The 21,212-nt window shown below is 62.3% G+C and carries 20 protein-coding genes; 8 read left to right on the forward strand and 12 right to left on the reverse strand.

Translation table 11 applies throughout. The features are described from left to right. Positions 1-458 precede the first annotated feature (458 nt). On the forward strand, positions 459-1,157 hold the full coding sequence (locus P3T23_RS01480) for an HD domain-containing protein (RefSeq protein ID WP_429314416.1): 699 nt from the start codon (positions 459-461) through the stop codon (positions 1,155-1,157). Positions 1,158-1,169: 12 nt separating this feature from the next. On the opposite strand, the gene P3T23_RS01485 is transcribed toward P3T23_RS01480, so the two are convergent. Further along, positions 1,170-1,529 carry a BON domain-containing protein gene (locus P3T23_RS01485; protein WP_429314417.1) on the reverse strand — a complete coding sequence of 120 codons (360 nt, stop codon included), beginning with the start codon at positions 1,527-1,529 and terminating at the stop codon, positions 1,170-1,172. 382 nt (positions 1,530-1,911) lie between these two features. Between P3T23_RS01485 and P3T23_RS01490 the strand changes: the two genes are divergently transcribed. Further along, positions 1,912-3,597, forward strand: a complete 1,686-nt coding sequence (locus tag P3T23_RS01490) for a phospholipase C (protein WP_429314418.1) — start codon at positions 1,912-1,914, stop codon at positions 3,595-3,597. 113 nt (positions 3,598-3,710) lie between these two features. Then, positions 3,711-5,162 (forward strand): cytochrome-c peroxidase, encoded by a 1,452-nt coding sequence (locus P3T23_RS01495; protein WP_429314419.1) that lies wholly within the window; start codon positions 3,711-3,713, stop codon positions 5,160-5,162. A gap of 98 nt (positions 5,163-5,260) precedes the next feature. Here P3T23_RS01495 and P3T23_RS01500 read toward each other — a convergent pair whose 3' ends face one another. After that, positions 5,261-7,084, reverse strand: coding sequence for a HAMP domain-containing protein (locus P3T23_RS01500; RefSeq protein ID WP_429314420.1), 1,824 nt, complete (start codon positions 7,082-7,084; stop codon positions 5,261-5,263). Beyond that, a complete protein-coding gene (locus tag P3T23_RS01505; RefSeq protein WP_429314421.1) occupies positions 7,081-8,190 on the reverse strand; it encodes an ABC transporter substrate-binding protein in 1,110 nt (369 codons plus the stop codon). The genes P3T23_RS01500 and P3T23_RS01505 overlap by 4 nt, the downstream gene beginning before the upstream one ends. A 418-nt stretch (positions 8,191-8,608) precedes the next feature. Between P3T23_RS01505 and P3T23_RS01510 the strand changes: the two genes are divergently transcribed. Next, the gene (locus P3T23_RS01510) at positions 8,609-8,881 is read left to right on the forward strand and encodes a hypothetical protein (RefSeq protein ID WP_429314422.1); all 273 of its coding nucleotides are present in this window, start codon (positions 8,609-8,611) and stop codon (positions 8,879-8,881) included. Positions 8,882-9,027: 146 nt separating this feature from the next. On the opposite strand, the gene P3T23_RS01515 is transcribed toward P3T23_RS01510, so the two are convergent. Next, positions 9,028-9,933, reverse strand: coding sequence for a LysR family transcriptional regulator (locus tag P3T23_RS01515; protein ID WP_429314831.1), 906 nt, complete (start codon positions 9,931-9,933; stop codon positions 9,028-9,030). Between the two features lie 156 nt (positions 9,934-10,089). Between P3T23_RS01515 and P3T23_RS01520 the strand changes: the two genes are divergently transcribed. The 4 genes from P3T23_RS01520 (at position 10,090) to P3T23_RS01535 (ending at position 14,714) form a co-directional block, all read left to right on the forward strand. Beyond that, positions 10,090-11,382: an MFS transporter gene (locus P3T23_RS01520; RefSeq protein ID WP_429314423.1), complete on the forward strand. Its 1,293-nt coding sequence runs from the start codon at positions 10,090-10,092 to the stop codon at positions 11,380-11,382. Positions 11,383-11,418: 36 nt separating this feature from the next. After that, the gene (locus tag P3T23_RS01525) at positions 11,419-12,477 is read left to right on the forward strand and encodes a serine hydrolase domain-containing protein (RefSeq protein WP_429314424.1); all 1,059 of its coding nucleotides are present in this window, start codon (positions 11,419-11,421) and stop codon (positions 12,475-12,477) included. A gap of 463 nt (positions 12,478-12,940) precedes the next feature. Next, positions 12,941-13,492 carry a DUF2844 domain-containing protein gene (locus P3T23_RS01530; protein WP_429314425.1) on the forward strand — a complete coding sequence of 184 codons (552 nt, stop codon included), beginning with the start codon at positions 12,941-12,943 and terminating at the stop codon, positions 13,490-13,492. A 13-nt stretch (positions 13,493-13,505) separates the two neighbouring features. Then, positions 13,506-14,714, forward strand: a complete 1,209-nt coding sequence (locus P3T23_RS01535) for a DUF3443 family protein (RefSeq protein ID WP_429314426.1) — start codon at positions 13,506-13,508, stop codon at positions 14,712-14,714. A 485-nt stretch (positions 14,715-15,199) separates the two neighbouring features. Here the strand turns inward: P3T23_RS01535 and P3T23_RS01540 are convergent, their stop codons facing one another. From P3T23_RS01540 to P3T23_RS01575, 8 genes are all read right to left on the reverse strand, one after another. Further along, entirely contained in the window at positions 15,200-16,024 is an 825-nt protein-coding gene (locus P3T23_RS01540; RefSeq protein ID WP_429314427.1) for an isocitrate lyase/PEP mutase family protein, read from the reverse strand. A 42-nt stretch (positions 16,025-16,066) separates the two neighbouring features. Then, positions 16,067-16,351 carry a hypothetical protein gene (locus P3T23_RS01545; RefSeq protein WP_429314428.1) on the reverse strand — a complete coding sequence of 95 codons (285 nt, stop codon included), beginning with the start codon at positions 16,349-16,351 and terminating at the stop codon, positions 16,067-16,069. Between the two features lie 206 nt (positions 16,352-16,557). Further along, the gene (locus P3T23_RS01550) at positions 16,558-17,478 is read right to left on the reverse strand and encodes a fibronectin type III domain-containing protein (protein WP_429314429.1); all 921 of its coding nucleotides are present in this window, start codon (positions 17,476-17,478) and stop codon (positions 16,558-16,560) included. Further along, positions 17,450-18,703: an MFS transporter gene (locus P3T23_RS01555; RefSeq protein WP_429314430.1), complete on the reverse strand. Its 1,254-nt coding sequence runs from the start codon at positions 18,701-18,703 to the stop codon at positions 17,450-17,452. Before P3T23_RS01555 ends, P3T23_RS01550 begins: the two co-directional genes overlap by 29 nt. Further along, positions 18,700-19,029 carry a hypothetical protein gene (locus P3T23_RS01560; protein WP_429314431.1) on the reverse strand — a complete coding sequence of 110 codons (330 nt, stop codon included), beginning with the start codon at positions 19,027-19,029 and terminating at the stop codon, positions 18,700-18,702. The genes P3T23_RS01555 and P3T23_RS01560 overlap by 4 nt, the downstream gene beginning before the upstream one ends. A 2-nt stretch (positions 19,030-19,031) precedes the next feature. Then, entirely contained in the window at positions 19,032-19,595 is a 564-nt protein-coding gene (locus tag P3T23_RS01565) for an isochorismatase family protein (RefSeq protein WP_429314432.1), read from the reverse strand. 28 nt (positions 19,596-19,623) lie between these two features. Next, a complete protein-coding gene (locus P3T23_RS01570; protein ID WP_429314433.1) occupies positions 19,624-20,076 on the reverse strand; it encodes a MarR family winged helix-turn-helix transcriptional regulator in 453 nt (150 codons plus the stop codon). A gap of 102 nt (positions 20,077-20,178) precedes the next feature. Continuing rightward, on the reverse strand, positions 20,179-21,210 hold the full coding sequence (locus P3T23_RS01575) for an NAD(P)H-quinone oxidoreductase (RefSeq protein WP_429314434.1): 1,032 nt from the start codon (positions 21,208-21,210) through the stop codon (positions 20,179-20,181). Positions 21,211-21,212: the final 2 nt, after the last annotated feature.

A 21,212-nucleotide genomic window follows, 5' to 3' on the forward strand; every position in this document is an offset into this window, starting at 1 on the left:
TGCTGACTTTCCTGCATTCGTCGGGAAAGTCGGCAGGATGGCTCTCCTTCCTGTTCCCTCATTCCCGTTTCACGCTCGATAGCGCCGCAGTTGCCCCGACTGTTCTGGAAAACATGGACAGTGGAGGCCCGTGGGACGTGTGGCCAAGGCGCGTGCCAAAGCTCGCAATCGCTCCCCAATGCCAACCCTCTGTTCCAGGCCACCGCCTCAAGTGGCGCGTCGCTGAGTTCCAGCAGCTGGCGTACAGCGCTCTGCGCGTTGTGACATACGCTGCCAATACCCCGCGACGTGGACATGGCAGAAAATCGCGTCACTTTGGCACTCTTCAACGGTCCTTATTCGTTGTCCGCCGCAGGGTGTTCGCCAATACTGATCTCCATCGCGTCGCTTCACTGTCAACGGTTACGACGCCCGCTAACGATTCACTCAACTTTCCGTCTCCTATCGAGGAAAATCAAATGACTACCACCATTGCAGGCATCAAGATACCCGACAGCATCATGGCGCGCGCGGCCACTGAACTGGTGCGCGACACAGAGCCGGATCTGCTCTACAACCATTCCCGCCGTGTGTATCTGTTCGGTGCGCTGGCGGGTGAACGCAAGAAGCTCAAGTACGACCCGGAGTTGTTGTATATCGGCGCAATGTTTCATGACATGGGACTCGTCGATGCATACAGCAGCCAGACGAACCGCTTCGAAGTGGATGGCGCGAACGCAGCGCGCGACTTCCTCAAGCAGTACGGCGCGAACGAATACGACATCGAGCAGGTATGGATGGCCATCGCGTTGCATACGACGCCAGGCGTGCCCGAACATATGAAGCCGGTTGTCGCGCTGGTAACGGCGGGTGTCGAGATGGATGTGCTTGGGCTCGCCTATTACGAATTCAGCGAAGAACAACGGATCCAGGTTGTTGCCGCCCATCCGCGCGAGCAGACCTTCAAGAACGACATCATCGACGCGTTCGCGCACGGCACAATCAGCAAGCCCGAAACCACGTTCGGCAACGTCAAGGCCGATGTACTCGAACTTCGTGATCCGACCTACAAGCGCCTGAATTTCTGCCAGATCATTCTCGGTTCGGCCTGGGACGACAGCAACGCTGGCCACGCTCATCACGCCGGCTGCGGGTGTTCAGGCGCGGAAACGGCATAGGGATAAGCGGCGCTACCCGTTCCCGCCGTGAAACAGCGTCAACTTGTTCGAAACTGAGTTCACCCCTTGAACCGTGTGAGCAACCCGCTCCGCCTGAGCAATCTGATCACTGGTACGAACCGTGCCGCTGAGCGTCACCGCGCCACCGCGCGCACGGACGAAGACACCCGATACGTCAAACCCCTGAGCCCTTGCCAAGGCGCGACGAACTGCGCGTGCAAGTGCGCGATCGGTCTGCGCAGGGGTCTTCGCAGTGGCCGCTCCCGACGACATCTCGCCGCCTGGCGCGACATCGCTCGACTGAGCGTATGACGAAAGCGCGACACCCATACAAGCCATCGTCAACAAAGCCTTTATTCCATTCGCTTTCATTTCTACCTCGACACGGAGTGGGTTGGTCAAACGCCGCCAACAAATGCCGTCGCGATCCAATCTATTCTTTTCGCGGCAAAAGCGCAAAAGCCGCGCCTGCCTTGCGTCGAAGCGGCGCTATCGAATGCAATTTTTGGGAGCCGTTTCCTCCAGCCGCTACCACCTGAATACTCCCGACACCCTGATAGGGACCGATTGAAACCAATCTGAAAGCCTCCAGACGCCAAGCATTCATACGTAGGTGCTCTAATGGTTCCCGCTTCTTCGAACCGACCACCGCCTAGCCGTCTCTCGTCCGATCGGGATCAGCATTGTGATGCGGTTTAGATGAGCCTTTCCCGGGCGCCGTGGTTATCTTGGCAACACAACTAGGAGCCACAAAATGCCTTGGCGTCAGATAGCCCTCTTTTCGCTCACAGCCGCCGCACTTGCGTCGACGGTTGCATGGAGCGCCAGCGAAGACCAGGACAGGAACCGGCCCGATCCCCGGCCGCAAGAAGTCCGTACCGCAACACCCATCAAGCACCTGGTCGTGATCTACGGCGAAAACGTGTCGTTCGATCATTACTTCGCGACCTACCCCCATGCGACGAACCCGCCCGGAGAACCCGCGTTCAATGCGACGCCCGGTACGCCCGAGGTGAACGGCCTGTCGGGTGCATTGCTCACCCAGAACCCTAACTATACGAATCCGGCCAACGGCGCTGGCGCAGCCAACCCGTTCCGCCTCGATCGCACGCAGGCGGCCACGGCCGACCAGAACCATGCGTACACGGCCGAGGAGCAGGCGTATGACAACGGCTCGGCGGACCTCTTTCCGAAATACACGGGCCGCGGCACGAGCGGCGGCGCCGGCGCGTTCGGCACGTCGGGCCAGGTGATGGGCTATTACGACGGCAACACGGTCACGGCGCTCTGGAACTACGCACAGAAATTCGCGATGAGCGATAACGCCTACACGTCGACCTATGGCCCGTCGACGCCTGGCGCGCTCGAAGTCGTCTCAGGACAGACCAACGGCATGAAGGTTGTCCTGACGACGAAGCAACCGTCGGTCGCTGGTTCGTACTACGTGAACGACGGTCAGGGTGGGTTCACGATGATCAACGACGTCGATCCCGCCTACGACGCCTGCTCGAGCACGACCGATTCCGCGCAGATGACGGGCAAGAATATCGGCGACCTGCTGAACTCGCGCGACATCTCATGGGGCGGCTTTATGGGCGGCTTCAACCTGGCAACCGTGAACAGCAACGGAACGACCGGATGCAAGCGCAGCACGCTGTCGACGGTCGTCGGTGCCGCCACCTCCGACTACATTCCGCACCACAACTGGTTCCAGTATTACGCGTCGACGTCGAACCCGAAACATTTGCGCCCGAGTTCCGTTCGGGCCATCGGACACACCAACGAGCCGAATGGCGGAACCGTCGACCCTGCCAATCACCAGTACGACACCGACGATTTCTTCGATGCCGTACGCGCGGGCAATTTCCCGTCGGTGAGCTTCCTGAAGGCGCCGGCCTTTCAGGATGGCCACGCAGGCTACTCCGATCCGCTCGACGAGCAGGCGTTCGTCACGAAGGTTGTCAACTTCCTTCAGGAACAGCGGGATTGGCGCGACACCGCCGTCATCGTAGCCTGGGATGACTCCGACGGCTGGTACGACCACGCCTTTGCGACGACGACGAGCGCCTCGTTCGACCCGGTCGCCGACCAGCTGAACGCCCCCGGTATCTGCGGCTCGGGCTCAGCCCCCGACGGCTTGAACGGCAAACCTGTGAACGGCCGCTGCGGCCCGGGCACACGCATCCCGTTCGTCGTGATTTCGCCGTGGGCCAAGGAAAATCATGTCGACCATACGCTGATCGATCAGTCGTCCGTAGTGCGCTTCATCGAAGACAACTGGCTTGACGGCAAACGCATCGGCGGCGGCTCGTTCGACGCGAAGGCTGGCAGCATCATGGGCATGTTCGATTTCAACCGCCGCGGCGATGACCGCCATGACGCCAGGCTCTTCCTCGATCCGGCCACTGGCTCGCCCGTCGATACGCCTCCGCACATCTGACGCGCAGTAGTACACAACTCCGCGCCACGATGACAAGCGTTGGCCACAGCCCCGCTGTTTCAGGGCTGTGGCCACTTCCCCGATAGACCGCATGCCGGCCTGCCTTCGATACGATGCACTCATCCGAACACGAGCAATCCGCGGCACGTAACCACATCACAGCCCGAACGTTGCGCAGGCGCGCACTCGTTTCAATGGCGACCGCGGTTGCCGTCCTTCCCGTTGGCCTTTGCGCGTGGGTACTCGCGCACGCGCAACCGGCACAACCGGTGCAGCCGGCGCCCGCGCACGACGACAGGATCGTCGACGCGAGCGGTGCAAATCCGCACCCCATTCAACTGCAGCGCCCACCGACGGCGCCATTGAGCGCGATGGCGCAGCTCGGCAAGCAGATCTTCTTCGATCAGACGTTATCGGCTTCGGGCCGCCTGTCGTGTGCGTCGTGCCACAGCCCGCAGCACTCATACGGTCCGCCGAATGCACGCCCCGTTCAGCTCGGCGGCCCGGCGATGACGCTCGAAGGCGACCGGGCGCCGCCATCGCTGATGTACCTGTACCGTCAACCGAATTTCAGCATCGGCCCCGATCAGGCAGATGCGGATACACCGGTCGATCTCACACAGGCTGCAGCGCAGGCCAGTGTTACTGTGCGCGCGCAGAAAACCGCCGGCGTGGCGCCCGCCGCCCCGGCGATGGTGCCGCAAGGCGGCCTCTTCTGGGACGGTCGCGCCGATACACTGCAATCACAGGCCTTTGGCCCGTTGCTGGATCCTGCCGAGATGGCGAATCGGCGCATCGAAGACGTCGCGGTCAAACTCGAGCGGGGCACCTACCGAACGCTCTTCACCCAGCTGTTCGGAGAGAACGTCTTCGAGAATCGGCGGATTCTGCTATCCGAGGCGATGTTCGCCGTGGCGCGCTATCAGATCGAGGATCCGTCGTTTCACCCCTACACGAGCAAATACGATTACTGGCTCGAAGGGAAAGCGCGCCTCACCCAGGCTGAATTGCGCGGTCTGCATCTGTTCAACGATGCCAAAAAGGCCAACTGTGCCGGCTGCCATCTTTCGAAGCCCAGCAGCGACGGCTTGCCGCCGCTCTTCACCGACGACCAGTACGAAGCGCTCGGGCCGCCGCGCAACCTGAAGCTTGCCGCGAACCGGAATCCGCACTTCTACGACATGGGCATCTGCGGCCCTTACCGCAAGGATCTTTCGGCGCAGACTCAATACTGCGGAATGTTCCTCACGCCGACGCTACGCAACGTCGCCACGCGCAGCACGTTCTTTCATAACGGCGTCTACCGGACGCTCGAGCAGGTGCTCGTGTTCTACAACCTGCGCGACGTCGACCCGGCAAAGATCTATCCGCGCGATGCCCGCGGCAGCGCCAACAAATATGACGATTTACCGCGTAAATACCGTGCAAACATCGACACGAGCGACGCGCCATTCGATCGAAAGCGCGGCGACGTGCCCGCCATGAGCAAGGCAGACATCGAGGACATCATCGCGTTCATGAAGACGTTGACGGATGGCTATCGCCCGGATGGCGACACACGGTAGTGCACGTTCGCGCGCGTGGGTGTGTCGTTCCGGCCATGACGTTCATGTCAGGTGTCGACGCAACGGCGGAGGGCGCGTCCGCTGATCGAGGCGGCTGGTTAGCGTACGACGTCCAGCAGCGGAATGTGAAGTGAAACGACCGTACCTGTTCCGGGTGAGCTCTCGATCGAAAGCTCGGCGCCGATCAGCCGTGCGCGTTCAGCCATGCCGAGCAGACCGTAGGAGTGTCGTCGCTTCGCCGATACTGCATCGATGTGGAAACCACAGCCGTCGTCCTTGATCTGAAGGTCGAAAGATGCGTCGCTTGCACTGAGGGTTAGCATCACATGTGACGCGCCCGAGTGCCGCGCCACGTTGGTCAGTGATTCCTGGGCAATCCGGAAAACCGCCGTCGCCTGTGAGTCCGGCAACGCCGGTTCATCCCCGTCGGTCACGACCTGGCAGCGGATGCTATGGCGCCGGTTGAAGTCCTCTGCGAGCCATTCCAGGGCCGAGACGATGCCGAAGTTGAGTGCCGCCGGACGCAGGTAATTCACGACATTGCGTACCACCCACATCGTTTTCTCGACCAGTTCGCGCATGCTGTCGGCCTTGCCGAGCGCCTCTTCGTCACCGGAAATCCGCATTCTGAGGAGCGAAATTTCGAATTTCAGCGCGGTCAGGAGCTGGCCGAGTTCGTCGTGTATCTCCAGGGCGATGCGTTTTCTCTCCTCCTCCCGGACCGCTTCCAGATGCCATGAGAGTTGCTGAAGCTGTTCGCGCGAGGCGCGCAGTTCGAACTCCGTGCGCTTGCGCTCTCCGACTTCGAGTTCGAGTTCATCCCGATGGCGGCGCAGACTTTCCAGCGCGTGCTTGCGCGAAGTGACGTCAGCAAGCAATCCGTCAAGGCACGACAGATGGCCGTCCTGATCCGCTATACCGCGCGCGCTCATCTGAACCCAGATCCCGACGCCGTCAAGCCGCTGCAACTGCAACTCGAGCGCCGCGATCTCGCCGTGCCGGTTCAACTCGCGGAACAGTACCTCCACCTGGTGCGGCGAGAACGGCCTCTTCGCGGCATCGCCCGCTCCGGCTGCCACCAGCGCCTCGGGGTTCTCGAACCCCAGTAGCCGCGCCATCGCCGGATTGGCCTCCTCGAGTCTTCCGCTCCGGTCGAGCCGAAAAATCCCCTCAAGCGCGTTCTCGACGATGCTGCGATACATTCTTTCGCTTTCGCCGAGGCGCATCGTCGACTCGCGAAGGCGGCTCGCCATCGCGTTCACGCGTGCGGCGAGCCGTCCGATCTCGTCATCCGATTCAACAGCGCATCGCGCATCGAGATTGCCGCCTGCGATCCGATCGACCATCTCCTCCAGACGATTGATCGGCTTGCGCACCATCCGGTTAAGCAGATATAGCGTCGTGACATAGAGCGTCGCCACCATCGCCGCTATCGTTGCGAGTATCGCGCGGCGGGCATCGCTGGTCTCCTGCGTGGCAACGGCTCTGGACAGCTCGACGCGAATCTCGCCGAGCTTCTCGAGCGGGGCGTCGCCTGGCGGCTGGTATTCGATCGGACGAACCCTCACCACATCGTTTGCCGGATCGATGCGACGCGCGCCCTTTGCAGCGGCGATGACCCCGTAGTTGGCTGCGGTAACGGTGAACTGCACAACCTCGGGGTTCGGTGCAAGCGCGGCGAGCTGGCTGCCGATCGCGGCCCGATCGACATTCCACAGCGGCAGGGCGAGCGAGTGGCTTAGCAGGTCGGCAATGCGCGCGGCACGATCTTCGAGTTCGACGAATTTCTGCTCGCGTTGATGCTCGATCAGGAAATACGCGCAAGAGCCCGCCACCAGCGCGACGAGCAATGCGAGCGCAAGCATCAGCTTCGCGTGCAAATTGAGCGAGCGCAGCATGAGCGGCGCGAAGGGGCGCATCATGCTGCGCTCGCGGACAGGCCCAGCAGGCGCGCCAGGCTGAAATCGTACTGGCCGGAAAGGGAGCCTGCCACTTTCGAGAACTGCCTGAAGTTCAGCGCATTGCTGCGATCGAACACCGCCTCGCTGAAGCGGGCAACGTTGCCGCGATGAACGATAGTCAGGTAGTCGAGCGTCTGGCGCGCGCCTCCCGAGATCGCAAAATCGCGACCGTGGTGATAGTCATACAGCAGGACCATCGCCCACGCGCCGATAAAGTAGTCGCCGCCGACCATCGCCTGTAGTCCACCCTTTGCCACGCTGTCGAGCGCGCCTTGCAGCGCACCCACTCCGCCAACCAGCACCCGGGCGCCGCGCTCATTGACGGCGCTCAGCGCACCCAGCGTCATCGAATCGTTCGCAGCCCATAGCAGATTCGCATCGGGATAGCGGGCAAGCAGCACACGCGTCTTCTGCTCGCTGTCCGCATAGCTCCAGTCGCTGAATACCAGCTGGCAGGTTCGTGCATGCGGCACGCGGGACAGGTAAGCATCGACGCCGGCGGCACGCTCCAGTGAAACAGGCGTGTTGGGGTCGCCTGTGATGCCAATCACCCTGGGGCCATCGCCGCCAAGACGTTGACAGAGATATTCCATCAAACGGTAAGCGCCACGCGTCGCGTTGGACGTGACCGTTCCGATCCAGTTTGGTATCTGCTGCCGCTCATTGCCCGCCTCCCGACGCTGCCGCGCCGTGAGGTCATTGTGAATGACCATGACCTTTGCCGGCGAGTGCGCAAGCGAGCGGAGCATCTGCAGCGCGGCCATTTTTTCATTGACGATCACCACGTAGTCCGGCGCATCGATTCGACGTGCGACCTCATCGGCCTGGCGCATCATCAGCAAATGATCACGCTCGGCGTACAGCACCTCGAGTTGCATATCGAAAGTCTTCGCTGCGATCGTCATGAACTGCGACACGAGTTGCCAATGCTGGCCCGTGCCACGCTCCTTCGCCTCTCCCGGATTGAGAAAGACCACGCGGGGCGGGCGCGCCGTCGCGCGCGCAAACTCCGTCGGGCACAGCAGCGCACCCAGCGAGCACGCAAGCAATGCCTTTCTGCGATTCATATGACGATTTCGCTTACGATGGGCTCGAACATGGATAGGTGGGCGCGATGTCGGGGAACTTCGTGAGCGCAACAGCTTACTGCAGCGAACGGCTGCCCCGGTAAGGCCAATCAGTTTAAATCGGCGCCTTGCGCCGTCAAAATAGCGCGCTCCGCTGACCAGTGTGCATCGCTAACAGGCAATCGGGTATTTCCCGATCTGCAGTCACCTCACGTCACGTTCGAGAGCATAAGCAACATCAAAACGTGTCCACTTCATCCACGGTGCGTCGTTTTCGCAACACGTGCGGAAAGTCACACAGATGCTGCCGATATTTTTGATAGCCTAGCTTTGTGCGCGATCGAACCGGGGCGTTGTACGACAACGCTGGCACCTTTCGACATGGCACAAGAGCATCAGCAATCTGGAGGGCTTCATCATGCTGCGATGGTTGACCCACTGGGCATCACATCACACCCCTGCTCCCGAAAAACATGCTGAACGCGCGCTGAGCGAACTACGCATGGAATTGTTTCAGGCCGAGCAGCGTGTCCTCGACGCTCAAATGCATGCGGACTACTACCGCACACGCATCGCCTTCTGCGAAGAAGTTTTGAAGAAAGGCATCGAGCAGGTATCCGACGACCGCAAGGGGCAGCACGAGATCTCGCCGCCGTTGCGGCCAGGATTGAAGCTCACGGCAGCGCAATAGGCCAGGCCGAAGGCGCGCGGGAGACGAGCCGCGCGCCGCTCAGAGCATCGAGCGGCGGCAGGCAAGGCAAGGTCCTGCTCCTCATGCACGAGGCGTGACGGGGACGCTCGATCATTGTCGCGCGCCGGATGCAGGTTCACGCCGCTTCAGTCGAGCAGGGCGGGGTTATCGATCGCGCCCGTCAGCAATTCGAGGAACGCCTGCACCGCTTGCGGCAGTGTGCGGCCGGCCATCGTCTGGATCTGGAGCGTGCGCTGGTGCAGTTCGGGATTGCGAATCGGCACAGCCGCGAGCCCATCCACCTCCAGCCGGCTGCGCACGGTCAGGAACCCTGTCAGCGTGACGGCATCGGTCTGCAAGACGAAGCTTTGCAGCGCCGTATGATAGTTGCTGACAAACACCGGCTCGAACAGCAGGCCTTCAAGACTGCACGAAATATCGAATAGCTGGCGGATCGTCACGCCTTGATGGTCTATCGCGAGCGGCCACGGCATCAGGTCCGCGAGCGAGACGGACTCGCGCGCCGCGAGCGGATGATCGCGCCTGACCAGTGCAAAGATCGGCGCGCGCTGCGAGTACAGCACATTGATGTCCTTCTCGGGCGCAACGCTGAAACATACGGCGATATCGGCGGTGCCCTCGCGGACGCGCTGCGTCGCAACAGACGGCGCGGACACGTCGAGCTGGAAATGCGTAGCCGGGTGCGTCTTCAGAAAGCGCGCGAAAACCTGTGGCAGAAAATGAGGTGCAACGCCCTCCGAACTCGCCACGCGAATCGTCGCGCGGCCACCGTTGGCGAGCCCGCGAATCTCCTCGGTCACGCGCTCCGTGTCCAGCAGACTGCGCCGCGCATGCTCGGCCAGCAAACGTCCGGCATCGCTCAATACCATCCCGCGCGGCCGCCGTTCGAAAAGCGCCGCGCCGACTTCCTCCTCCAGCTTCGCGATCTGCCTGCTCAGCGCTGACACGGCAACGTACAGCCGCTCCGATGCCTTGCTCAGCGAGCCGCTGCGCGCCACTTCCAGAAAATAACGCAGTGCTGTGTTGTCCATATCGTTCAGGCTGTTCCGCTTTGCCGTTTCGGCAACGATATCTGCCAAATATTGTAATTGTCCACAAATATCGTCCACGCCAAGATCGCGACATCACTTCGCATCACGCGCCCGCGCCCGCGCCGCGCTACACCGGAGACCAACGAGGACACCGTCATGAGCATTGATTCCGCCGCCGCGGCTGGTACGATCGCCAAACCCGTGTCGCACGCGAGCGTATCGCGTCTGATCCTCGCGACTTCCATCGGCAACGCGCTCGAGTTCTACGACCTGATCGTGTACGGGTACTTCGCCACCACGCTGTCGCGGATATTCTTTCCGGTGAATGACAGGACCGTGTCGCTTCTGCTGACACTCGGCACGTTCGCGTTGTCTTATCTGGCGCGTCCGATCGGCGCGCTGGCACTCGGCTCGTTTAGCGATCGCAAGGGCCGCAAAGCGTCGCTCACGCTGTCCATTGCGATGATGACGCTCGGCACGGGCATGGTCGCGCTGATGCCGTCCTATGCAACGATCGGCGTGCTTGCGCCGATCGGCATTTTCGCTTCGCGCCTGTTGCAGGGCTTCTCGGCCGGCGGCGAGTTCGGCAGTTCCACGGCGTTTCTGATCGAGCATGCACCGGCACGTAAGGGCTTCATGGCAAGCTGGCAGTTCTCGAGCCAGGGTGCGAGTACGCTGCTCGCTTCCGCGTTCGGCGCGGTACTGACCGGTGTGCTGACGCAGCCACAGCTCGAAGGCTGGGGATGGCGCATTCCTTTTCTGTTCGGCATGCTGATCGGGCCGGTCGGCTTCTATATCCGCCGCCGCATCGACGAATCACCGGAGTTCGAGCGTGCGGAGAAGTCCGCATCGCCGGTGCGGGAGTTGCTCGCAACGCAGAAGGAGCGCGTGCTCGTGTCGATCGGCTCGCTCGTGCTGACGACCACGGCCAACTACATGCTCCTGTACATGCCGACGTATGCGTCGCGGCAACTCGGTCTCTCGCCGTCGTCCGGCTTCATCGCGACGCTGCTGGCCGGTTTCATCATGATGGTACTGACACCGATGGTAGGCCACTGGTCCGACAAGGTCGGCCGCACCCGCATCATGCTGGGCGCCGGCATCCTGTTCTTCGCGACCGTCTATCCGGCGTTCATGCTCATGAACGCGCACCCGTCGCTCGCGACGCTGCTTGCCGCGGTCGTTTGGGTCGCCATATTGAAGGCTACGTACTTCGCGCCCATTCCCGCACTGATGTCGGAACTCTTCCCGACCCGCACGCGCACGACCGGCATGGCGCTCGGCTACAACATCGGCACCACCGTGTTCGGCGGCTTCACACCGCTGGCAGTGGCCGCACTGATCGCGGCAACCGGCAACAATCTCGCGCCCGGCCTCTATCTGATGCTCGCGGCCGTCATCAGCCTTTTCACTCTGGTATGGGCACGTGCGCGCCTGAATGCGCGCTAGGCCAGATGACTTCGTTGAACCGACAGGACTTTACCTATGCAAGATGATTTGCAGCAAGCCGTGCAGTTCGCAGTGGATCATGAGTCGCTTTGGGATCGCCACGTCGATGGCGCGTGGGGCGTGCATGTGAACGACCCGCCACCGTGGAACCGGCTGCTCGGCCCGGTACATGACCGCGGTCCCGCATCCGGCACGATCGCGGTCGACGGCCGCGTGCTGACCGCATGGGGCGAACCCGACCGTGCCGATCTGACCTTCAGCGTTGCCAAGATGTACCTCGCATTGCTCGCCGGCGTCGCCCACGATCGCGGGCTGCTGCCGGACGTCGACGAACCCGTGCGCGTCCGGGTGCCCGGCGCAGGCTTCGACGACGAACACAATGCCGACGTGACATGGGCGCAACTGCTTCAACAGACGAGCGAATGGCAAGGCACCTGTTTCGGCCTGTCGGATCAGGCCGACCACTATCGGGCCGTCAACTTCGCCGCGCCGCCGGATGGCAAAAAGGGCGACCTGCGTCCGTTGCAACGCCCCGGCACATACTGGGAATACAACGATGTGCGTATCAACCAGTTTTCGCTGGCGCTGCTGCACCTGTTCCGGCAACCGCTGCCTGAGGTGTTCCGTGAAGCGATCATGCGCCCTGCCGGCGCGAGCGAAAACTGGCAATGGGTCGGCTATGACAACGCATGGGTCGAGATCGACGGGCGACGCGTGCAGTCTGTTCCGGGCGGTACGCACTGGGGCGGCGGCATGTCGGTCAGCGCGAATGATCAGCTCAAGGTGGCGCAGATGCTGCTGAACGAGGGCGTCGTGGACGGGCGGCGGATTCTCTCGCGTGAATGGATCGCGCGCATGCGTACGCCGTGCGCGCTCGCGCCGTTCTACGGCTATCTTGTGTGGCTCAATACTGACCGCAAGATTTTCCCGAGTGTGCCCGCGTCGAGTTATTTCGGCGTCGGCGCTGGCAGTTCCTTTACCTGGGTAGAGCCGGACCGCCGGATGACGGTTATCGTTCGCTGGTTGAATCCGGCCGCCGCTGACGACCTCTTTGGGCGGATCCTCAACGCAGTCGACGCGCTCCGCCTCTGCTAACGACTGGAAGTCCCATTCCATGAAGGCCGCCTCGCGCGGCGCAGCCCTGCCGATAAACGGAAGCCGACCGCTGATGCATTGCGCACAGTCGGCTACGTCTCAAAGTCGCTCCATCGAGCCGCGCACTTTCTCTGCCGACCCTGTGACGCAGCCTTCGCGCCGGTCGACACGTTTCTTTCTTTGCCAATTCGGTTAGCGCACTGCGCCTCAGGCGGCATCGATCTGCAGTTCGGCGTTCGCGAGTGCTGAATTTTCGGCGGTCGACGGCTTGCAAACGCCAGTTTGCCAGGTAGAGTTATGCCCTGTCGCAAAGCCGCCCTTTCGGTCTGCTGATTCGACAGCGTGGCAATGAATTGCTGCCCCGCCGGTCGGCCGGTGGAACTGCGCAGGCTTCGTCAGTTTGGCCAACACACAAAGAACTCGAGAGAGACCAATGAGAAGGACAATTCCGGATTGCACGGGGATGCCCGTCGCATCCCCCGTACTCCGTCGCGCAGCTTTGTCGCTGGGCGCGATGGCACTCGTTGCGGCAAGCACGCCGGCAAGCGCCACGCTTGGCACCTCCCCCTTGTCCGGCGCCGACAACCACGTAGCCAACGTCGTGTCCGAACAGAGGACGCCGATCCATCCGACCCAGCTTCTCGCCTTCGCGGCAACGGGCACTGCCACCTCCGCGTCCGCCGCGACCGCAACGACGTTCACGGTCAATACAGTCACGCTCGAGTCGGGCACTATCGTGCGGGAATACGTGAACAGCTCGACCAATCAGGTTTTCGGGGTCGTCTGGCAAGGCCCGCGCCAGCCGGACCTTCAGCAACTGCTCGGCGCCTCGTACGCCCGCTTCGCCGGCAGCGCATCGCAGGCTGCGGAATCAGTCGCGAGCGGCCTGTCGCGCCGCACCCTGAACGCAGCGGACCTCGTCGTGCAGACTTACGGCCACATGCATATGCTGGCCGGCGTCGCCTACCTGCCGGCACAGTTGCCCGCAGGTATGTCCCCTTCCGATATCCGTTAAGAGGACTCCTGCGATGAAAAATCTTTTCTGGGCACTTTCGCTTGCCCTGCTACTGTGTGCGTGCGGCGGCGGCGGTGGCGATGCATCAACGCCCGCTGCGAGCAACAGCAGCCCGGCAACCCCGGCGGTCTCGAGCGCCAATACCGTGCCGGTGACAATCGATGGCTCGTATAGCGCGGTGAACGTCCCTTACGTCACCATTACCGTTTGTGCGCCGGGTACGACGAATTGCGCGACGGTTGACCACGTCCTTGTCGATTCGATGTCCACAGGCTTGCGGCTGCTGTCGTCGGCGCTGCCCTCGGATCTCGGCTTGCCTACGGTCGCGGACCCGGCCAGTGGCAATCCGCTCGCGGAATGTGCAGAGTTCGGCAGCGGATTTACATTCGGGCCTCTGACGAAACTGGACCTGACCATCGGCCTCAAGACTGCCCATGGACTGACGGCCCAGCTGATCAACGACAGCTTTGCGACAGTACCCTGCACTGGAACTTCAGCGGGTGCTGGAGGCACGGCCACGCTCCTTGCCAAGGGCATTATCGGGATGGACACCTTCCGCGAGGATTGCGGCACGGCGTGCACGGTCCTGGCGAACACGGACTACTACGCATGTGCTGGCACGACCTGTTCGCCAGCCGTCGTGCAGCCGGCCAACCAGGTCACCAATCCGGTGTTGTCGTTCGCCTCCGACAACAACGGGATCGCACTGACGTTTCCGGCGGTGCCCGCGACGGGCGCGAACGCGATATCGGGCACGCTCATATTCGGCATCAATACCCAGGCGAACAACGCGCGCGGAAGCGCGACGGTGCTCGCCACCGACGCGTACGGAAACGTCTCGGCCACCTACAAGGGCACCCCGCTGCCGAGTTTTTTCGACAGCGGGTCGAGCGTGTACTTCTTTACCGATGCGACGATCCCGGGATGTGGCGCACCGCTTAACTCCCCGAACCAGTGGTACTGTCCCGCGACCGACACCGCGGAGAGCGCCACGATCGTCGGCGTCACGGGAGCGATGGTGGCGAATTTCTCGATCGGCAACGCGCTGAGTCTGCTGACCACGACGAACAAGGCGTTCGATAACACGGGAGTCGATCTGGCGGTGCTGGGAACGCCGGCACTCGACCTCGGAATGCCGTATTTCTACGGCAAGACGATTTACTTTGGCATCCAGGGCGCTGACATGTCGACGGCCAGCGGTGCCGGGTACTTCGCGCTGTAGTGACCCGTGGGCGTGACGCAAGGCGCGCCCACAAACAGGAACGGCGGAGACCCGCAAGGGTGCTCCGCCGTACTTTTGTCAGCTGAACGTCCTGAGTGTGAGACACCCTGGCGATCACCTGCGCGGCTTGAGCCGAAACGGCACCGCCCGGTATGCGGGCTGACAGGGCAGAAATATTCGTTCGCCGTCGCAGCACGCAGGGCATCCGCAAATCGCTGGAGCGCTGATAGTGAGCCGCAAACGCTCTGGTATTCCTCACGACCAATTCTGCCGTCAAGGATGACCGCCATGCCCGATTCGCGAGCCAATTCGATCACGTTCATTTTGGACCTCCCGATTTTGTCTCGTCTCACCATGCAAGACCGTCAGTCGCGAACGGTTATTCCAGCCGGATGTGCTCACGAGAATATCGCGGCGGATAGCGGCACGATGATTTTCCGGTGATCTCCATGTGAGGGAAACGCGGGCCGCCTGGCCGGCAGACTTCACACGCGGTCCCGGAAAAGGTCATTGAGTTGTGCGCCGGAGGCCGCCCCGAAAAAGCCATCGAAGCGGCCGTCTGCCAGCGCCTGTGCAGCGCGCATGAATCCGCCCCACGCGGTGCGGGCAAGTGCACCGCCGACGCTGATGCGCCGCACGCCGAGTGCGGCCACGTCCTGGAGCGTGAGGCCGGAGGTCGAACCGATCAGCAGATTCACGGGCTTCGGCGCGACCGCGGCGACGACTGCCTCAATCTGCTCGCGCGTGTCGATACCCGGTGCGTAGAGGCAATCGGCGCCGGCGGCGGCGTACGCCTTCAGACGCGCGATCGTGTCGTCGAGATCCGGCACGCCAGCGAAGAAGTTCTCCGCCCGCCCGATCAGCAACGTATCGCTGCCTGCCTCGTCGATGGCGCGGCGTGCGGCCTTCATCCGCTCCACGGCGACGTCGATGGGGAAGAGCGGGTTATCGGAGTCGCCAGTCGAATCTTCGATCGACAGGCCAGCGACGCCGGTATCGACGGCCAGCTTGACGCTTGCCGCGACGCCGTCTGGATCGGTCCCGAAGCCGTTCTCGAAATCCGCGTTGACGGGCAGGTCCGTTGCTTCGACGATGGACCGCAGATGCGAGAGGATCGCTTCGCGGGGCAACGTATTGTCGGCGTGTCCGACGGACCAGGCGAATCCGGAACTGGTCGTCGCCAGGGCTTTGAAGCCGATATTCTGCAGATAACGAGCGCTACCGATATCCCAAGGGTTGGGCAGCACGAAGCATCCGGAAGCGTGCAACTCACGAAAGACGGCGCGTTTTTCGGCGATGGTGCGGGGCATGGCGAGTCTCCTGGATAAGGGGAGCCGAAGCTCCCCGTGCTGCTATGCGACTTCGGCTTCTACGGCGGGGAAGTCAATCCCGCTCTCGAACGCATGGTTGACGAAGTTCGTCAGCATGAACTGGGCGCTCAAGGCGATGATCTCGACGATGTTCGCATCGGTGAACCCTGCGGCGCGGACCGTCTCAAGATCGGCCCCGGATACTTTGCCACGGGTTTGCATGAGTGTGGTTAAGACGCTGCAACGAAGCGCCTGAAAATCGGCCGCTGCGCATAGACGCGCTCGGGGCCGGAGCGCATGCCCTGCTGGCACTTCCATGTCCAGCATCCGGCTCCAGCCCTCGGGGAGGACCCGCGACCTCGCGATGTTCAATCTGGCAATTGACAGCAAACTCCGCGCGCGCGAGCTGACGAAGCCGCGGGTTCGCACACCCGCGGCAACTGAATTACCGCAAAACACCCAGCTACGTGGGTGCCTGCTGGTTGAAGAAGGGCGCTGTGGCGGTTGCGGTGTTCCCCCCGTTGTTTGCCAGGCTACGAATTGGTGGGGCCCGACGAAATCGGCGGCATGGTGAACGTCGTCGGTGGAATCCTGGTGTCCGGTCCGGCATTTACCTGACCGATCGATAGGCCAGTGGCGGAATCAACCGCGATGCTCACGGGCCCAGGTGCCCAGCCATTGCCGCGCAAGGTGAACGGTAACCCAACTTCCGTCCCGATCGCCACGGTTTGGGTATCCGGATCGATCAGCTCGATTGTGGGCGTGTATGTCGCGTTTGCCGCGATTACGTCGAGTTTGAAGGGCCATGCCGCCGGGCCGCCCATCATCTGGGCGTTCAGAAGGTGAGTACCGGTTGATGTGCCGTTCGGGATCGTGATGGGCGTCGTGAACGTGCCGTCCAGTTGCACGGCCACCGTTGTCAGCGGCGCGGAGAAGTCGTTGTCAAGCCCCAGCATTGCCTGATCTGCAGTGGATCCCGGCGTTGCGATGATTTTCCAGGCGCTCCAGGGCGTACACGTCGTCTCGTCCCAGTCCCGCACGCGGAACTGATAGGTCTGGTTGGGGTTCAGATTGGTGAACTGGTATGCGTTACCACTGTTGTAGGGCTGCCTCGGAATCGAGATGGTTGCTGTAGGTCCGCCCTGCGGTCCCCATTCGATTTCCGATCGAACAATCGCGCCCGAGATTGTGTCGCTCCAGGTGAGCACGAAGCTGATCGTGTTGGGGGGAGTGAATTCGCTGCCGATGACAGTGATCGTCTCACCGACCTTCACCTGTGACTGGCTCGCCCCTATCGTGGGATGCCCGAAGCTTGGATAGGTTTGATCGTTGAACAGGTTCCGGCCAGAAGCGGGCGGACAGATTGAGCTCACGCGGACATTGGAGCGTCCGCCTGGCTTCGGAAGTGGACCTCCATCAGCCTCATCAACGAAGGTCGTGCCCTTCCAGTCCACATTGACGAGGTCGATGAACCTGCTGCGCCAAAGCGTAAGCGGCCACAACGGCCGCGGTAAAGCCCGATGCAGCGCCGATGCCGAGCGACCAGCGCGGGCCGGGATGGTCGGCGATCCAACCTACGATTGGCGCGCCAATCGGCGTGCCCCCGAGCGCGATGCCGAGACGGAGCGCCATCACTCGTCCTCGCATGGCCGGCTCGGTCGAGAGCTGCATCAGGGTGTTGGTCGCGTTGGCGAAGGTCAAGGCGGCCACGCCGATGACGACCAGCGCGCCAGCGAACAGCCAATAGTTCGGGGCGATGGCGGCCAGCGTGCAGCCCAGCCCGAAAGTCAGGGCACCGATCAACAGCGACATGAACCGCGGTCTGCCACGACCGGCGGCAAGCAGGGCGCCCGAGATCGTGCCGATGGCCATGATCGATGACAGGAGACCATAGCCACGCGCATCGGTGTGGAAGACCCCGACGGCCATGGTCGAGATGAAGATCGGGAAGTTCATTCCGAACGTGCCGATCAGGAACAGCATGACCAGGATTGCCTTGAGGTCCGGTCGGGACCGTACATAGCGAAATCCCTCGGTGAAGCCGCCCTTGGTGCGGCGAGCCCTCGCGTTCGCACGCAACTCGGAGACGCGGAACAACGACAAGGAGGCTAGAACCGCGACAAAACTGGCGCCGTTGATCAGGAACGCCCAGCCGGTGCCGACCGAAGCGATGACCAGACCAGCAACCGCAGGCCCGATCATCCGCGCGGCGTTGAACGAGGTCGAATTGAGCGCGACCGCGTTCGACAGATCCGCGTCGCCAACCAGTTCCGCCACGAAGGTCTGGCGCACGGGCGCATCGAATGCTGCCGCGCTGCCGGACAGAAAGGCAAATACATAGACGTGCCAGAGCTGGACGACGCCCGTGACGGTGAGTACCCCCAACGCCAGGGCAAGCGCGCCCATCGTTGCCTGGGTAGCGATCAGGAGCTTGCGCTGGTTGTAATGGTCGGCCGCGAAGCCCGTCCAGGGCAGCAGCAGAAGCTGGGGGCCGAACTGGAGCGCCATGACCATGCCCACGGCTGATGCGTTGTGATGTGTAAGCTGGGTGAGCACAAGCCAGTCCTGGGCCGTGCGCTGCATCCAGGTTCCCACGTTGGAAACCAACGCGCCGGCCGCCCAGACCCGATAGTTGTAGCTCCTTAGCGAACGAAAGACGCCGGTGGCCGTTGCGGTCATGAACGCTCTGGCCTATAACCGCCGTGCAGGCGGCCAAATTGCCGCGCGAGAAGCAACCCCATGGCCAGGATGCCGAGCCCGAACGCAACGACATCGCCCGTGATCTTCAATCCGAAATCGCCGACGCGGCAAACGAGCACGTAGCCGACGACGATATTGAAGAAGCCCCAGAGCACGTTCACGGTCGAGGAGGAAAGCCCTTGCCCCGGCGGCTTGGCGAACGGGCTCTGGAACGGCTCTCCCATCACGCCGCTGACAAAATGCGGCACGGCGTTCGCGAGAAAGGCACCAGCGAAGAAGTAGGACACGAGATGCAGCCATTCCATTTTCAGGCGCTCCTCGTTCCGAGCAGATCGACGATTTCCTGGGCCGTGCCAGTTTCTCCCAGCCTCGGGAAGACGTTCTCGATGCTGTAGTCGTGCGCCTCGGGACGCCCGTCCGTCATGGCGTCGAGGGCCAGGGTGACGTTGAATCCCTGCTCATATGCCTGGCGAGCGGTCGCCTCGACGCCGGTCCCGGTGGCGACGCCAGTGACGACGACATGGGTGACGCCCAGCGCCTTCAGCCGGTCTTCGAGGTCGGTGCTGGCGAAGGCGCCCCAGGTCCGCTTTGTCACGACGATGTCGCGAGGCTGCTGGTCGAGTTCGGGGATAAAGTCGGTCCACCCGGCGGGAAACGGTTCGCTGTGGCGCGGTCGCTCGGTGCGGCCCGGTGCTCCACCGGCGACGTTGACCAGCACGACCGGCAAGCCGCGTTCGCGAAACGCGTTGAGCAGTGCGCGCGACCGCTCAACGACCTTGTCTATGTGGTGGATGAAGGGGGAGCCGACGATACCTTTTTGCAGATCGACGACGATGAGGGCGGTGTTCGGATCGAGCGTGGTGAGGGCCATGTTTTTCCTGTAAGGGTCTGGGAATGGCTCAGAAGTCGGCGAGCCGCTGCAGCAGTTTCACCGCGGCCGCGAGTGCGTCCTGTTCCTGGGGAGACAGTTGCGCTTGCAGGGCACGGAACAACCAGTCGTCTTTAGCGGCCCGGCTGGCCTTGATGGTTTTTCGGAAAGTGGGGGTCAGGGCGATCAGGGTTTTCCGACCATCGGTCGGATCGGGTTCGCCACTGATGGCCCCCATAGCCTCCAGACCGGCCACCGTGACGCGCATGGACTGCGGGCGCACGCTCTCCGCCCGCGCGAGGGCGGAGACGGTTGCGGGCCCGTCGCGATCCAGGCGGTGGAGAACCGACTTCTGGGCGGATGTGAAGTCGCCCGGATGCGCCTGCTCCCGCACCCGTCGAACCAGTTTGCCCAGGGAAATGCGCAGCTCACCAGCCAGGGCGGCCAACTGGGGAGTTTCGGACGTGCGTGATTGTTTGACCATGAGCCGACGATAGCATACATACAGTCAATCTGTACAGGTTAGCTGTATATGTTCCATCGCCAGACCGGCAAGAGGCTTGCCGGTTTGGCGGCAAGCCAGGCTTTAGCCAATGAGATCGGCACCTGTCGTAAGGACAATCTTTCCAAAGTGTGTGCCGGAATCGATCAGCTCGTGAGCGCCGCGAGCGTCGGCAAGCGCAAAGGTCTTGTAGACAACCGGCTTGATCTTGCCGCTCTCGATGTGCGGCCAGACCTGCCGCTCCAGTTCATTGATGATGGTCGCCTTGTCCGCGGATGTGCGCGATCGCAATGTCGAGCCCATATGCGTTAGACGTTTAGTCAACATAGGCACAATGTTGAGATCCTTCGCCGGCCCCTTGATCACGCCCACCTGGAGGATCCGCCCGTCCATGGCTGCGGCGTCATAGTTTCTAGCCACGTAGTCGCCGGCAATGATGTCGAGGATTACGTCGACGCCTCTTCCATCGGTAGACCGCTTCGTTTCGGCGACGAAATCTTCCTCGCGATAATCTATCGCGAGGTCTGCGCCTAGCGCCAGGCTGGCCTCCCGATGCGCCTGCGAGCCAACTGTCGTGATGATTTTCGCAGCGCCGAATGCCTTCGCCAGCATGGTCGCCGTGGTACCGATACCTGACGCGCCGCCATGGATCAACACCGATTCGCCGGCAACCAGCTTGCCGCGCTGGAACAGGTTCAGCCATACCGTCATAAACGTTTCGGGCATGGCCCCCGCTTCCACCAACGTCAGGCCTTTGGGGATATGCATCGTGTTGCAGGCGTGTGCGACTGCATATTCTGCGTAGCCACCGCCGGGAATCAATGCACACACCAGTTCGCCGATCCGGAATTGGGACACGTCGGAGCCAACGGCAACCACTTGACCTGCCACTTCCAGCCCTGGAATGTCCGAAGCGCCGGGGGGCGGATCATACAACCCTTTGCGCTGGAAAACGTCTGGGCCGTTCACGGCAGCCGCGTGGATGCGGATCAGAACCTGATCGGCGGCCGGCACCGGCACCGGGCGCGTAGTCGGCACCAGGACCTCAGGACCGCCGGGCTGTTTGATTTCAATGGCCGTCATGGACGACGGCACACGATAAGTTGAAGCTGACATGG

The organism is Paraburkholderia sp. GAS448 (assembly GCF_050435685.1).
Classification (GTDB): domain Bacteria; phylum Pseudomonadota; class Gammaproteobacteria; order Burkholderiales; family Burkholderiaceae; genus Paraburkholderia.

Coding starts and splice junctions, on each gene's coding strand:
- P3T23_RS01480 (WP_429314416.1), top strand. CDS start 459: ATGACTACCACCATTGCAGGCATCAAGATACCCGACAGCATCATGGCG.
- P3T23_RS01485 (WP_429314417.1), bottom strand. CDS start 1,529: ATGAAAGCGAATGGAATAAAGGCTTTGTTGACGATGGCTTGTATGGGT.
- P3T23_RS01490 (WP_429314418.1), top strand. CDS start 1,912: ATGCCTTGGCGTCAGATAGCCCTCTTTTCGCTCACAGCCGCCGCACTT.
- P3T23_RS01495 (WP_429314419.1), top strand. CDS start 3,711: ATGCACTCATCCGAACACGAGCAATCCGCGGCACGTAACCACATCACA.
- P3T23_RS01500 (WP_429314420.1), bottom strand. CDS start 7,084: ATGATGCGCCCCTTCGCGCCGCTCATGCTGCGCTCGCTCAATTTGCAC.
- P3T23_RS01505 (WP_429314421.1), bottom strand. CDS start 8,190: ATGAATCGCAGAAAGGCATTGCTTGCGTGCTCGCTGGGTGCGCTGCTG.
- P3T23_RS01510 (WP_429314422.1), top strand. CDS start 8,609: ATGCTGCGATGGTTGACCCACTGGGCATCACATCACACCCCTGCTCCC.
- P3T23_RS01515 (WP_429314831.1), bottom strand. CDS start 9,933: ATGGACAACACAGCACTGCGTTATTTTCTGGAAGTGGCGCGCAGCGGC.
- P3T23_RS01520 (WP_429314423.1), top strand. CDS start 10,090: ATGAGCATTGATTCCGCCGCCGCGGCTGGTACGATCGCCAAACCCGTG.
- P3T23_RS01525 (WP_429314424.1), top strand. CDS start 11,419: ATGCAAGATGATTTGCAGCAAGCCGTGCAGTTCGCAGTGGATCATGAG.
- P3T23_RS01530 (WP_429314425.1), top strand. CDS start 12,941: ATGCCCGTCGCATCCCCCGTACTCCGTCGCGCAGCTTTGTCGCTGGGC.
- P3T23_RS01535 (WP_429314426.1), top strand. CDS start 13,506: ATGAAAAATCTTTTCTGGGCACTTTCGCTTGCCCTGCTACTGTGTGCG.
- P3T23_RS01540 (WP_429314427.1), bottom strand. CDS start 16,024: ATGCCCCGCACCATCGCCGAAAAACGCGCCGTCTTTCGTGAGTTGCAC.
- P3T23_RS01545 (WP_429314428.1), bottom strand. CDS start 16,351: ATGCTGGACATGGAAGTGCCAGCAGGGCATGCGCTCCGGCCCCGAGCG.
- P3T23_RS01555 (WP_429314430.1), bottom strand. CDS start 18,703: ATGACCGCAACGGCCACCGGCGTCTTTCGTTCGCTAAGGAGCTACAAC.
- P3T23_RS01560 (WP_429314431.1), bottom strand. CDS start 19,029: ATGGAATGGCTGCATCTCGTGTCCTACTTCTTCGCTGGTGCCTTTCTC.
- P3T23_RS01565 (WP_429314432.1), bottom strand. CDS start 19,595: ATGGCCCTCACCACGCTCGATCCGAACACCGCCCTCATCGTCGTCGAT.
- P3T23_RS01570 (WP_429314433.1), bottom strand. CDS start 20,076: ATGGTCAAACAATCACGCACGTCCGAAACTCCCCAGTTGGCCGCCCTG.
- P3T23_RS01575 (WP_429314434.1), bottom strand. CDS start 21,210: ATGTCAGCTTCAACTTATCGTGTGCCGTCGTCCATGACGGCCATTGAA.